This window comes from Herbaspirillum sp., assembly GCF_017744395.1.
In the GTDB taxonomy this organism is placed as follows: Bacteria; Pseudomonadota; Gammaproteobacteria; order Burkholderiales; family Burkholderiaceae_D; genus Herbaspirillum.
This window is the reverse complement of the sequence record NZ_JAGIBI010000003.1, coordinates 233120-247101: the sequence shown is the minus strand read 5'-3', so window position 1 is coordinate 247101 and position 13982 is coordinate 233120. Positions and strand designations below refer to the sequence as shown.

The 13982-nt window shown below is 58.7% G+C and carries 10 protein-coding genes; 1 reads left to right on the top strand and 9 read right to left on the bottom strand.

The genetic code is table 11. The annotated features are described in order from the left end of the window. The first annotated feature begins 11 nt into the window (after positions 1–11). On the top strand, positions 12–1958 hold the full coding sequence (locus tag J7548_RS09935; RefSeq protein WP_290973953.1) for a nucleoside-diphosphate sugar epimerase/dehydratase: 1947 nt from the start codon (positions 12–14) through the stop codon (positions 1956–1958). A gap of 145 nt (positions 1959–2103) precedes the next feature. Here J7548_RS09935 and waaA read toward each other — a convergent pair whose 3' ends face one another. From waaA to J7548_RS09890, 9 genes are all read right to left on the bottom strand, one after another. Then, positions 2104–3375 carry a lipid IV(A) 3-deoxy-D-manno-octulosonic acid transferase gene (gene waaA, locus J7548_RS09930; RefSeq protein WP_290973950.1) on the bottom strand — a complete coding sequence of 424 codons (1272 nt, stop codon included), beginning with the start codon at positions 3373–3375 and terminating at the stop codon, positions 2104–2106. A gap of 2 nt (positions 3376–3377) precedes the next feature. Further along, a complete protein-coding gene (locus tag J7548_RS09925) occupies positions 3378–4247 on the bottom strand; it encodes a Kdo hydroxylase family protein (protein ID WP_290973948.1) in 870 nt (289 codons plus the stop codon). A gap of 155 nt (positions 4248–4402) precedes the next feature. Beyond that, the gene (gene waaC, locus J7548_RS09920) at positions 4403–5380 is read right to left on the bottom strand and encodes a lipopolysaccharide heptosyltransferase I (protein WP_290973946.1); all 978 of its coding nucleotides are present in this window, start codon (positions 5378–5380) and stop codon (positions 4403–4405) included. 49 nt (positions 5381–5429) lie between these two features. Next, positions 5430–6806 carry a phosphomannomutase/phosphoglucomutase gene (locus J7548_RS09915; RefSeq protein WP_290973943.1) on the bottom strand — a complete coding sequence of 459 codons (1377 nt, stop codon included), beginning with the start codon at positions 6804–6806 and terminating at the stop codon, positions 5430–5432. 500 nt (positions 6807–7306) lie between these two features. Further along, positions 7307–8533, bottom strand: a complete 1227-nt coding sequence (locus J7548_RS09910) for a DegT/DnrJ/EryC1/StrS aminotransferase family protein (protein WP_290973940.1) — start codon at positions 8531–8533, stop codon at positions 7307–7309. Positions 8534–8535: 2 nt separating this feature from the next. Further along, positions 8536–9174 (bottom strand): NeuD/PglB/VioB family sugar acetyltransferase, encoded by a 639-nt coding sequence (locus J7548_RS09905; RefSeq protein WP_290973937.1) that lies wholly within the window; start codon positions 9172–9174, stop codon positions 8536–8538. Then, positions 9167–9769 (bottom strand): sugar transferase, encoded by a 603-nt coding sequence (locus J7548_RS09900; protein ID WP_290973934.1) that lies wholly within the window; start codon positions 9767–9769, stop codon positions 9167–9169. The genes J7548_RS09905 and J7548_RS09900 overlap by 8 nt, the downstream gene beginning before the upstream one ends. Beyond that, a complete protein-coding gene (locus J7548_RS09895; RefSeq protein WP_290973931.1) occupies positions 9766–10929 on the bottom strand; it encodes a glycosyltransferase family 4 protein in 1164 nt (387 codons plus the stop codon). Before J7548_RS09895 ends, J7548_RS09900 begins: the two co-directional genes overlap by 4 nt. Next, entirely contained in the window at positions 10926–13838 is a 2913-nt protein-coding gene (locus J7548_RS09890; protein WP_290973928.1) for a lipid II flippase MurJ, read from the bottom strand. Before J7548_RS09890 ends, J7548_RS09895 begins: the two co-directional genes overlap by 4 nt. Between the last annotated feature and the right edge of the window lie 144 nt (positions 13839–13982).

Genomic DNA, 13982 nt, shown 5'->3' with positions numbered 1-13982 from the left:
GGGAGAAATCCATGATCACTTCCCTGAACAAACTCGTTGAACCCGTCCTGGAGCTGCCGCGCTCCGCCAAACGCATCATCGTGCTGACCGTGGACATCAGCATCTGCTTGCTCAGTCTATGGATAGCACTTTATCTGAGACTTGGTTATTTCGTCTCCCTGACCGGCAACGCCCTCATTGCCGGCGGGGTATCTATCGCCCTGGCCCTGCCTATCTTCACCGTGTTCGGCCTGTACCGGGCGATCTTCCGATATACTGGCTGGCCCGCGCTGGTCACCGTTGTCAAGGCAGCCGGTACTTACGGCATTTTGTACATGTCGATCTTCACCGTGGTCGGCATCAACGACATACCGCGCACTGTCGGCATCATCCAGCCCATTCTCCTCGTGCTGTTGCTGGGCGCATCCCGTACATTCGCACGCATCTGGCTGGGGGATCGTTATCTCAGCATCGTCCGCCATACCTCACGACCGAAAGTATTGATCTACGGCGCCGGGACTTCCGGCCTTCAACTCGCGGCCGCGATGGCCAATAGCCCTGAAATGCAGGTGGCGGGATTCGTGGACGATGATGAACGCCTGCACAACCATGTGCTCAACGGCCATACCATCTATGCGCCGACGGAACTCTCCAATCTGGTGCACGCATTGGGCATCTCCACCATCCTGCTGGCCATGCCCAGCATCGACCGCAAGCGGCGCAATGAGATCCTTTCCCGGATCCGTGAAGCGCATGTCTCGGTACGGACCTTGCCGCGGGTATCAGACCTTGCTCAAGGAAAAGTCAGCCCGACCGACCTGCGCGACCTGGATATCGACGATCTGCTGGGACGCGAACCGGTTTCGCCCAACCATATCCTGCTGATCAAGAACATCGCCGAGAAGGTCGTCATGGTAACCGGCGCCGGCGGTTCCATCGGCAGCGAGCTATGCAGGCAAATCGTCAATGTCGGCCCGGAAAAGCTGCTGCTCATCGAGCAGAACGAGTATGCGCTCTACCAGATCCACCAGGAGCTGGAAGCGAAGGCCGCCGGCCATAATATCGTGCTGGTGCCCTTGCTGGCATCGATCCAGGATGAAGAGCGCTTGCACGAAATCATGTCGACCTGGAACCCGAACACGGTCTACCATGCGGCCGCCTACAAGCATGTGCCGCTGGTCGAACACAACCCGACCGAAGGCATCAAGAACAACGTGCTGGGCACCCTGAAAACCGCCAATGCAGCCATCAGCAACGGTGTTTCGGATTTCGTACTCATCAGCACCGACAAGGCTGTACGCCCTACCAATGTCATGGGCGCGAGCAAGCGTCTGGCTGAAATGGTGCTTCAAGCCCTGGCTGCCACACAAACCGGCACCAGATTCGCCATGGTGCGTTTCGGCAATGTGCTGGGTTCGTCGGGCTCCGTCGTACCGAAATTCCGCCAGCAAATCCGGAATGGCGGCCCCATCACGCTGACCCACCCCGAGATCACGCGTTATTTCATGACGATCCCGGAAGCGGCCCAGTTAGTCATCCAGGCCGGCACGATGACCAAGAACGGGGATGTTTTCGTGCTCGACATGGGCCAACCGGTCAAGATCATGGCATTGGCCCAGCGCATGATCGAGCTCTCCGGGCTGACCCTGCGGGACGAGAAAAATCCTAACGGGGACGTGGAAATCTGCATCACAGGCTTGAGGCCTGGAGAGAAATTGTATGAGGAGCTGCTGATCGGCGATTCGCCCTTGCCTACCTCCCACCCAAGAATCATGAGAGCCAGGGAAAGCTTCATCCCCTGGGAGGAGCTGGCCGCAAAAATCAAGGCGCTCGAGGTTGCATTGAACGTCAACGATGTCGGCATCGTCCGGCGCATGATGGAAGAACTTGTGACCGGCTATACCCCTAACAGCGATATCGTGGATTGGGTCTACCTGGAACAGGAAGCGGAGGCCGAAACATTGGGCTTGCGCGGATAACGGCAACGGTTCGCGCGGCGCAGGAATAAGCCGGCGGAGACACATCACTCATCTCCGCCGGCCTGCCCATGCGACCACCGGCTACCGCAGCCCCCTTCAAAGAAGCAAGCCAGCGCCGCACCATGGCAGACTATCGGCGTGGCGCCTACCCTCTCAACAAAGGCTTCAGCATCGCCATGGTGCGCGCCGTCGCCCCCCGATGCTGGAGCGCAAATCCTGCCGCGGCACTTCCCATGCGCGAGCGTGCCATTTCATCAGACTGCAGCAGCGCCCACATGCGCAACAACTCTGCGGCATCCGCGACACGCGCAGCGGCTCCCGCCGCGATAGCATCTTCCGTTATTACCTGAAAATTGAAGGTGTGCTGGCCAACCAGCACCGCCTTGCCCAATGCAAACGCCTCGATAGGATTCTGCCCGCCCATCGGCAGCAGGCTGCCGCCGATAAAGGCCACGTCGCACACCGCGTAGTAGGCGAACATTTCCCCCATCGAATCGCCCAATACGACGTCGGCCTCCCCAGCCAGGAAAACATCCCCCATTGAGGAGCGTCGCCGCATGTTCAAGCCATGCGCCTCAATCAGCGCCGCCACCTCATCGAAACGCTGTGGATGGCGCGGCACGATCACGGTCAGCCAATCCGCCTTGCCCTGCTTGCCAAGCGCATCGAGGATCAATTGCTCTTCCCCCTCCCGCGTGCTGGCGCATAGCAATACCTTGCGCGCACCAAGCATCCGCCTCCAGGTCGCTCCCCGGTCGATCATCTCGGCCGGCGGCTGCACATCGAACTTGAGACTGCCGGTCACCTCCACATGGCGTGCACCGAATGCGCGCAGGCGCGCGGCATCCGCTTCCGATTGCGCGCCGACGCGGGCAACCGCCCCGGCCGCGGGTCGCAGCAAGGAGGAAAAGCGCTGTCCGCGCCGCAAAGAACGCTCGGACAAGCGCGCATTGGCCAGCATTACCGGAACATCGTATCGCTTGCATTGCTCCACCAGGTTGGGCCATACCTCGGTTTCCATCAGGATGCAGGCTTCCGGCCTGAAATGGCGCAAGAAACGGGCGCACATCCAGCCCGTGTCATAGGGCAGGAAACTCTGCACTACACGCCTTCCCTGCTTGCCGAACAACTGGGCGCCGGTGGCGCGACCGGTTGCGGTCATATGGGTAAGCAAGATGGCGTGTTGCGGATATTCGCGCAGCAAGGCGTCGATCAACGGTTCGGCCGCGCGCGTCTCGCCGACGGAGACCGCATGGACCCAGATAAAACGGACTGTACCGTCGGGCAGGACTGGATAAAAGCCAAGGCGTTCGGCGATGTGCTGCCGATAGCCCGGCTCCTGGCGGCCGCGGCGCCACAGGCGCAACAGGACCAGCGGCATGCCGATCCACCAAAATGCGGAATACAGCAAGCGCATCGTCAAACCAGCGGATGGCCGGCCAGGCGGGTCAGGATGGCCAGCGGACTGGCCTGCGGATCATATTGCTGTTCCGGCGGCAGGTGCAGCGTCTGCTCCAGCATGTATTGGCCCGACATCACGGCATGCGAAGTCTGGTCGGAGAAGCAGACCCAGGCCGAACCGGCGGCAAACGGCATGGTGACCTGTTGCGCATCTTGCTGGTATTGCATATCGCCCTTCATGCCGTCATGCAATTGCAGCATGAGGTGGTCGTATTCGCTGCGGAAGGATTTGGTCACGTGAAGCGCCTTTAGCACACCGGCCTGCCAGCGTACATAAGGCTTCGCGCGCGGCAGGAAACGGCGCGCCACGGTTTCAAACGGCTCCCCTACGCGCCAGACACGCGGCACTCCCTCCGGATTGACGTTGGCAAATACGCGAAGGATGCGTTCGCCATAGTTGGGCCGCGAGGGAAAGGCGTCCACATGCATGCGGCGGTCGTCAGCGCGCCAGGATTGGCTGCGCGTCTCGACTTGCATCGGGCGGTAACTTGTCGGCGCCACGCGCAACACATCACGGTACTTTGGAAAGAGGGAATGAACCAGCGACAGCGCCTGGCCGCGGAAGCGACCGATCATGGCTGCCAATGCCAGTTGCAGCTCGGTGCTGCCGGCCGCGCCCTTGATATGGCCACGCGCATCCAGACTGATGTTGCGCGCCTTCGGGTCGCGCACGGCCGGGTTGAACAGGCCGTGCTCCGACTCCAGCAGTTCGAAGCCCAGACGCGGGAAATACAGCACCTTGCCGGCTTCAAGGCCGGCGATCCATTCGTGGTTGGGGTTCTCAGCCTGCCAGTCGGTCAGGCCGATCTCAATGATTTGTGATTCCATGGCGACATTATGCCCGCAAGCGACAGCCTCGTGTAACCGCGGAGCCCGGCAAACAGCGCCAAAACGCCCGCCGCATATGGCTGTGAGATACTTCAAACGGGTTTCATGAGAGGATTTGAGCTGCCTCAACGTATGCCATTCGACGGCCTTTGTTATCAGGCAAGCAAGCGATCCACTGCCGCCAACACCTCTTCGCCGCCTGGCGGGGCGCCATCATCGCCCAGGTTAATAATGCGGGGCGACCAGTTGCCTTCAGTCTTCCAGCGCGGCGAGTCGCAATAAATCTCCACGGTCGGCTTGCAATACGCCGCCGCGATATGGGTCAGCCCGGTATCAAGCCCCACCACCAGATGCGCCTGCTGTACCAGAGCGACCGCCTCCATCAGCGGCAGCGCCGGCAGCACCTCGGCTCCGGGAATCTGGCAGGCCAGCGTCTGCGCAGCCTGCAGCTCTTTCTCGCCGCCCCAAGGCAACAGTACCGGCAGCCCCCGTTCAGATAGTGCGCGACCCAGCATGGCCCATCCTGCCTGTGGCCATTGCTTGGCGGCGCGCGCAGTGCCATGGAAGAACACAACGTAGGGCCGTGCCGGCATCCAGGGCAAGCGCTGCGGTTCGGGCGAGCCAAGGGCGAAGTCGGCGGGGCCTTCCGGCCGGTAGCCCAGCGCATCGGCGGCCACCAGGCGCGCGCGCATCACCGCGTGCGTATGCAAACCGACCTTGATGCTCTGGTCATGGAAGATGCGCGACAACGGTTCGTAGCCGGAACCTTCCGTGGCGTTGGCCAAGCCGACGCGGTGCCCGCCGGGAACCAGGCGCGCCATGCGCATGACCACGCTGGTCTTCATCAGGCCCTGGGTATCGAATACGATGTCGTAGGATTCAGCGCGCAGCCTGCGCCAAAATGCCGCCATTTCGGTACGCGTGGCGTCCGAGAACAGGGTCTTGCGCCAGCGCCGCAGCGCGATCGGGATGATGTTGCGGATGTGGGGATTGAGCCGGACCAGGCTGGTATATGCCTCTTCCACCACCCAATCGATCTGGGCGTCAGGGAAATGGCGGCGAATATCGGCCACCATCGGCATGTTATGGACGACGTCTCCCAGCGAGGAGACACGCACGATCAGGATTTTCAAGGCTAGCCCACTGTATCTTCTTTATTCCGTGGGCCAGCATCTTACCTGATCAGAACGGCAATGCCACGTCCGGACGCGCGGCCAGGATCACCTTGCGAAACTCGCCCTGGATGCGCGCAAGCGCCTGCGGCGTCTCGGCCTCGAAACGCAGCACCACGACCGGTGTGGTATTGGACGAGCGCGCCAGCCCAAAACCATCAGCATACTCCACGCGCAGGCCGTCGATGGTGATGATCTCTTGCGCGCCGTCAAACTTCGCGTCGTTTTGCAGCTTCCCGATCAGCTCAAAATTCTCTCCCTCCTGCAGCTTCAAGTGCAACTCCGGAGTACTGACCGATTGCGGCAACGCATTGAGCGCGGCCGATGGATCGGCTTCGCGCGCCAGCAATTCCAGCATGCGGACACCGGCATACAAGCCGTCATCGAAGCCGAACCAGCGGTCCTTGAAAAAGATATGGCCGCTCATCTCGCCCCCCAGCGGAGCGCCTGTTTCGCGCAGCTTGGCCTTGACCAGCGAATGACCGGTCTTCCACATCAGAGGCTTGCCGCCGCGCGCCGAGATCCACGGCGCAAGGTGGCGGGTACATTTGACGTCATAGAGGATTTCGCTGCCCGGATTGCGCTTGAGAACGTCGGCGGCAAACAGCATCAGTTGGCGATCCGGATAGATGATCTGGCCGTCCTTCGTCACAAGGCCCAGCCGGTCGCCATCGCCATCGAAGGCCAGGCCCAGCTCATTGTCCGTCGCTTGCAGGCAGCGGATCAGGTCCTGCAGGTTTTCAGGATGGGCCGGATCGGGATGGTGGTTGGGGAAATTGCCGTCGACATCGCAGAACAGCTCGGTGACTTCGCATCCCAAAGCACGGTAGAGCTCCCCGGCGAAGGCGCCGGCTACGCCGTTACCGCAGTCGACCGCGATCTTCAGCGGCCGCGCCAGCTTGACGTCGCCGATCATGCGCTTGATATAGGCATCCTTGATGTCGTGCGTGGAATAGCCGCCGGCACCTTGCGGGAAACCGCCCTTAACAATGGCGTGGTATAGCGCCTGGATAGTTTCTCCGTGGATAGCCTCGCCGGCCAGGACCATCTTGAAACCGTTGTAGTCAGGAGGATTGTGGCTTCCGGTCACCATGATGCCGGACTGGGTATCCAGTACATGGGTGCCGAAATAGACCATGGGGGTCGCTACCATGCCCAGGTCGATCACGCCGATGCCGACCGATTGCAAGCCTTTGGCCAGTTCGCCAGCCAACTCGGGACCGGACAAGCGGCCATCACGGCCGATCACGACTTTCTTCTGCCCTTTGGCCAAGGCGGCGGCGCCAAAGGCCTGGCCAATTTGAAAGGCGACGCGGCCATCCAGGTTTTTGCCGATGATGCCGCGAATGTCATAAGCTTTGAAAATGGCGTTGTCCAGCGTCGTCATATCGTTTCCCAAAAATTAGGCGGCATTGTCTGCCACAGGGGGCAGTCCACGCTGCGCAACATCGGCAACTAATTGCCGGCTCGCACGGAATAACGGGAGTGCGCCAACATCATGATTGCCTGCGGCATCCGGAATCACGTGTAAAACAGTGCGCCAAAGAAATCATCGGATGAATTTCCGCATATATGGCCAATCGGCCGCAGATTCTTTCCGATTACAAGTTCTTCATAAAGTTTCTCATCTAGGCGCAAACCGGCCACTGCCGCAGCAATACCACCAGGGAAATAAATGCCTGTCGCCTTGCCCCGACAAGGCGACAGGCGCGGCCATGCCATGCGCCGGACTTGACGCCCCGCATCTCGGCAATCCTCTCAACTGATGATAGAAAGAAATCGCGCCTCCTTGCCTGCATCTCGGAGGAGGCGCTGGATAAGGTGATTCTGCCCTCAAACCGGCCTCAGACTTTCAGCCCCCTCCCGGAAGGCAATGCCAACAGTCATTCAAGCCAACGCTTGCGAAAGCGCCACGGCCATGACCTTCTTGATCGCAGCCGCAGCGATCTGCATATCGGACACCGACAAGGTCGGATGGACCAACAACGCCAGGCTGGACTGCGTGAGCCGGCCCGCATTGGGCAATGCATGCTGCAGTCCCCAGCCGTTGTCGACAAAAGCCTTTTCGCGGTAGATCTCGCTGCAGCTGCCGACAAAGCAAGGCACGCCTTCAGCCGAGATTGCCTCCACGACCGCGACCAAGTCCCAGCCTGGCGCCAATTTCGGCAGATCCAGGAACGCGTAATAGCGGTACCAGCCATGCTTCACAGCCGTATCGGGCATCGCACGCACCAGCCCCGGAACGTCCTGGAGCCCCTCATGCAAGGCCAAGGCGTTTTCTGTACGGCGAGCGTGCCAATGAGGCAGCTTGCGCAGCTGCAGGCGACCGATCGCCGCCTGCATCTCGGTCATGCGCATATTGGTGCCGAACGAGTCGTGCAGCCAGCGAAACCCTTTGGGGTGGTTTTCCTGATGCACCCGGTCATATCCCTTGCCGTGGTCTTTGTATGCCCAGGCGCGCTTCCAGACGGCTTCATCCTTGATCACCAGCATGCCGCCTTCGCCGCCGGTAGTAATGATCTTGTCCTGGCAAAATGAAAAAGCGCCGCAATCGCCGAATGAGCCGACCGGCTTGCCGTCGATCTCCGCGCCATGCGCCTGGGCGCAATCTTCGATGACCCACAAGCCATGTTCGCGCGCCAATGCCATGATGGCATCCATTTTGGCCGGCCACCCGCCCAGGTGAACGATGACGATGGCCTTGGTCCGTGGCGTCAACACCGCACGAATGGTATCGGCCGTCAGGTTTTGGCTCAGCAGGTCCACGTCCGCAACCACCGGGCGGGCTCCGCAGGTCACAACAGCGCTGGCCGAGGCAATGAAGGTTTTGGCCGGTACGATCACCTCGTCGCCAGCCTGCACGCCCAGCGCCTTGAGCGCCAACTCCAGCGCAACCGTCCCATTGGACAGGGAAATGGCATGCGGTACACCGACGAATGCCGCATATTCATCCTCGAATGCACGGCACTGCGGCCCCGTCCAGTAATTCACTTTTCCGGAAGACAAAACGGCGCTCACTGCATCGATTTCATCCTGCTCGAACAGTGGCCACGGTGCCGTTGCAAGGGTGCGCGTAGGCGTACCGCCGCACATAGCCAGAGTACTCAAAGACATTTTCAGGAGTTCCTTTTCTGCAAGACGGCGGGAACCCCCGCCACCATCGTATTCTTTTCCACATCAGCGACAACCGCTGCGCCAGCGCCAATGATAGCAGCGGCGCCAATCGTCGTCCCCGGGACAATAACCGCTCCCACGCCGACCAATACCATATCGCCGATCCCCACATCGCCGCACACGCGCACGCCCGGCGCCACGTGCACGACATCGCCGACCCGGCAGTCGTGGTCAATGGACGCCGCGGTATTGATGATGCAATGGCGGCCGATGACCGCATCGGCATTGACGACTGCGCCAGCCATGAGCACCGAGCCCGCGCCGATCGTCGCTGAGGAGTCGACCACCGCCGCGGGGTGGACCGCCACGGCGAAACGCACCCCAAGGTTTTCCAAGCGCAAAGCGACCTTGGCCCTGGCCGCATTCGAACCGATCGCAATCAATGCGCAGGAGATCCCCTGTTCGATCAACTCTCTGACCGCCGCGTCGCCGCAACGTACCGGAATCCCTCGGCACAAGGTTCCGGACAATGCCGGCGCATCATCTACGAAGGCGACCACTTCAAATCCTGCCCGGACCGCGACATCAAATACCACCTTGGCATGGCCGCCTGCGCCAACGATGAAGATTTTCTTATTCATCCTTATTCGCCGTCCCGGTAAATTTGCTCATCGTCTCCTGCCCCGGCTGGCTGATGCCGCTACGCCGCACTACCTTTATGAGCGTGGCGAACAAAATCCGGATATCGAGCATCCAGCTCCAATGGTCGACATACCAGACGTCCAGCGCAAAACGCTCTTCCCAGCCAATTGCGTTCCTGCCGTTGACCTGCGCCCATCCCGTGATCCCTGGACGCACCAGATGGCGCCGGCGCTGCTCGGCCGAATAAAGCGGCAAATATTCCATCAACAATGGACGCGGGCCAACCAGGCTCATGTCGCCCTTGAGCACGTTGAACAATTGCGGCAACTCATCGAGGCTCAGCCTGCGGATGACCCTGCCCATCTTCGTCAGGCGTTGCGCATCCGGCAACAAATCGCCGGCGGCATCACGTGCGTCAGTCATCGTCCTGAATTTATAGAGCATGAAAGGCTTCTCATTGAGGCCGGGACGCTGCTGCGTAAAGACAACCGGCGTGCCCAGATAGCGCCGCACCAGCACGGCCACGATCAAAATGACCGGCGACAGCAGCAGCAGCGCACAGAAGGACACCAGGAAATCGAACACCCGCTTCATACCCGCGACGCCTCCCGCTCCTGCCGGCACGCATCGATGTAGGCGACAAAAGCCGCCGTGACCGCCTTGCTGGAAAACAAGGTCTGAGCTCTTTGCCGGGCATTTTCCCCCATCACCTGGCGCAAGGCCGGATCATCCAGCATTCTCGACAGATTCCGAGCCAAATCAGGCACATCGGCCGCAGCAAACAACAATCCGGTACGCCCATCATCGACAGCATCGGTCAGGCCGTAGATGCGAGACGCCAATGCCGGCACGCCTACCGCTGCAGCCTCAATGACGACCGAACCGAAGCCCTCCCGATAACTGGGCAGGCAAAAAATGTCGGCAGCCGCCATATACTTCTGCGGCTGATCCGTGTAATCCACAAAATGCAGCCGCTCCGCGGCCATTGCACAAATTTCCTTCATTCTGGCGCGCAAGCCCCCTTCATCCGGCCCCACCACCAGCAAATGCCAGTCATCGCGTCCGGCCGCAGACAAATCGGCCATTGCCTGCGCCAGATCAAGCACACCCTTGTCACGGTTCAGGCGGCCAAGGAACAACACGACTGGCACTTCTCCGGCAATCCCCAACTCGCGGCGGATCATTTCCCGCGCACCGGCATCTGGCCGGAAGCGCTCCGTATCGACGCCGCAAATCGATCCCTCGGCGAGAACGCGGCAACGCGCCGACGCCACCACCTTTTCCTCAACCAGGAAAAGCCGTTGCGATTCGCTATCGACCAGCAATCGCGTCGCCAAGCGGGCGATAAGGCGATCGGCCGCTTTCAGGATGCGGCGCGCCATACCTGAGCGGGTTGCCCATACCTGGCCGGTAAACATATGGATACGTACCGGCACACGCGCCACGAAGCCGGAAAGCATGCCGAGCAAGCCTCCTTTGGGCGTCACTGAAAAGACGATGTCGAAACGCTCCCGGAACATGATCCGCACCAGCTCCGACAACACGCTCAAATCCTTCCATGGGCTGATCTGGCGCGCGATATTCACCGGAATCACCCGCACGTCCGGCATCCCCAAAGCCGCGAGGAATCCAGGTTCACCGGTATTGACAATAACCGTCACCGCATGGCGGCGGCGCAAGGCGTCGATATGTTCACGCAGGAATGCCTTTATTGTCATTTCGCTGGTGGCTACGATGGCCATCTTGGTTTTCACATTGATTCCAATAATTCTTGTCCGTCCTTCGGCGCCCGCCGCCATGCCGGCAACAGTTCAGTCACGGCTACCAACACAAAAATGACGCAAACGATCACCGCACCGGCGCCACTGGAAAAATACAAACACATGCACAACGTCAGGAAGAGCCACCATCCTATCAAATTCAGTCCCGCATCCAGCCAGCCAAGCACATCATCCTTGATCAGCAAGAATAAAAAACAGACCGTCGATGCGATAACGCCCGCAGACCCCGCCAACGCCACCCCCGCCACGCCAAGGCCGCCAAATCCGTAAATCGCCAGGAACAGCGTCACCACCTGCGCCAAGACCGTGATGACCAAGGCCCGGGAAGCTTGGGAGGAAACTTCAGCGAATCTGACAATCAACAGATTGGAAATCATGAAGGGCAACTGCAAGCTGGCAAATTGCACCACCTTCGCCACGGTATAGGCGTCATCCGCACTGAAGCGGCCGCCGCCAAACAACAGGCTGACAAACTGGTTCGCAAAACCAAAAAGCAGGGCGGCAGCCGGCACGCTCACCAGCAAGGACATGTACAACAATTTTGCCAGTCCATGCTTGGCGCGCCACATATCGCCAGCAACGATATGCCGGGAAAAATAGGGCACTACAACCGCAGTCGTCAACGCAGATACCACCGCATAGGTCAGCGACAGCATCTTATACCCCAGCGCAAACGCTCCGGCATGGCCGGTACCCAGTTGCATCGCCAGCCATGTTCCCAGCGGCACTGCCGCGCCGAATAAAAAACTGGTGGCGGTAATCGACAAATAGCCCCAAACCGTATCTCGAGAAACGACGGGGCGATGACCAAAACGCGGCCACAACACAAACCCGGCCGCCTTCACCTTTCGCATCACGAATAACAAATTCAGCAACTGGCCGACGACCATGCCTGTCGCCACCACCATGGCCCCCCCGGCATCCCCCATGAAGAGCAGCAAAAGAATAGGCGGCCAGGGCACCAGCATTTGCCCGACCGCCGCCATACGCTGCATGCCGTTCACATTCAGCACCGCATTACCAATAGTCACCCAGCCTGAAAGCGCCAGTATGGCCAGGGACATTCCGAACACCGCATTGGCCCCATCGGGATGGAACCCGGAACGCCCTTGCTCCTCCCATAAGAACAGGCAAAAGCCAATCACCAAGAGGGCTCCGACTAAACTCCAGCCAAGAATGTCTCGAATCCACTCCTGCGCCACGAGACGATCCATTCCCTGCCGCCGAATCAGTTCCGGCGTGATCGCATTAGTCAGCGGAACAAAGAACAATGCGGCAAAAAAGGTTGGAAGCACACTTCCTATCTGAACCGCATCCAATACGGCGCCCAATCCGAAAATCCTTGCCATGACAAGGTCTCGAAGAAACAAGCCGGCCAACCCAATCAGCGATATTCCCAGCACCCATATTCCCATGCGCACTAACTGAGAGCGCTCATTTTTTTCTGCTGCAGGCTGCGTACTCTCCAGAGGCTGCGCAACCACAGGCTTTGCTTCTGGCGCACTTCGATTGCGAAAAGTCCTCCTCTTGCCAATCCATTTACCCACTGCATCGGACCAGCCGATCGAACCCAACAACATCAGCATGAACAAAAATGGATATCTGATACGGTGCAACGTTCCCAGATTCGTATTCACCAATCCAAGCAGCCCTAAAACAGCAAGCACTGCGGCCAGGATGGCAATACCAGCGACCGTAGATCGCCTCCATACATACAAGAGCAATCCTGGCATCAATAAAAACCAAACGGCTATTTCGAAAACACCAACAATGCGTGTCGGCGAACGGGCATCCACCCAGGTGGAGGGAAACGGTGCGAACACTGCATTCAACAAAGCTTTCGGTGCATAAGCCAGCACATCAACGGCTTTAGTCATCCGATAATCTGGATCGACTGTGGAACCCGCACGCGCTTTTTCGCCATAAAACAACATGCCGGCACGCAGTTCGGCTATTGATTTCAAACGATTATCAATCATGCGTGGCAGCCAGGAGGTCTCTTGCCAGGCATTAACGACGCGATCTTTCCTGGCGAGGCTATCTTGATACACTTCCAGATTCTCGACCTTCGCATCAAATTTGGCGTTAGCATTAATCACTCTTCCGAGCATAGCAATCGATGCCAAGATGACAAAAAGCATGACAATACGAATCACGCCTAATCGTCGCCAATTTTCCAACCTGAATACGCCATAGGAAACAACAACGACAAATGCAGCCACTCCGATCAACAACAACAAGATTGAGATATATTGGGGCCGAACAAATGCGAGCAGGCACGCTCCGATCATGCTTTGAATAAAACTGGCGGTCCACTCTTTACGGCCACTCCCTTGGACCACCCTGAGTACCGCATGGAAAATCAGCAAATAAGCCAGATTTGAATAATTATCCTTATGCAATTGGGCATACCAATTCAATGCGGACGGGAAAACTACAAAAAGAGTCCCAACAACGACACTGGCGATTTGCGCACCTTTTCTTGCACCCAAACGCCAACCGCAGGCAATGATCAATACACCGCTCAATGCATGCATAGCAGCGTTCAGGGGCAGCATGAGCAGCGGATCGTCACCAAACACAGCATAGAGCGCGCCCAATATCGCCACATTGCCAGTGTTATATTGATCTGGCCATGCCGACCAGCTAGCCCACCCTTCCGTACTTATTCGTTGCGCCAGTAACAGGGCATCATGATGAAATGCCTCAGCATCACCTATCAGCAATCCCATTCCCCCGTGCAATGACGGTATGGCCGGCAATATCAGCTTTTGAAACAGAATTGCCAGGCAAGTCGAATAGGAAAAGAAAATTATCCAGACCAGGAATAAGGAGATTTTTTTATCTTGGGATGGCAAGCCATCGGCTCTAACTGAATTCATACCTAACCACCAATAGGGAGCTTTGATTCATTTTTTTGGAAATCTGAGACCATATCCGCTATGCTCCCTGATTCATCCTGAAATCGGGACATCCATTATATAGACGGATTCCTTGGCAGCAGATTCCTCATTGCACCTATTTAC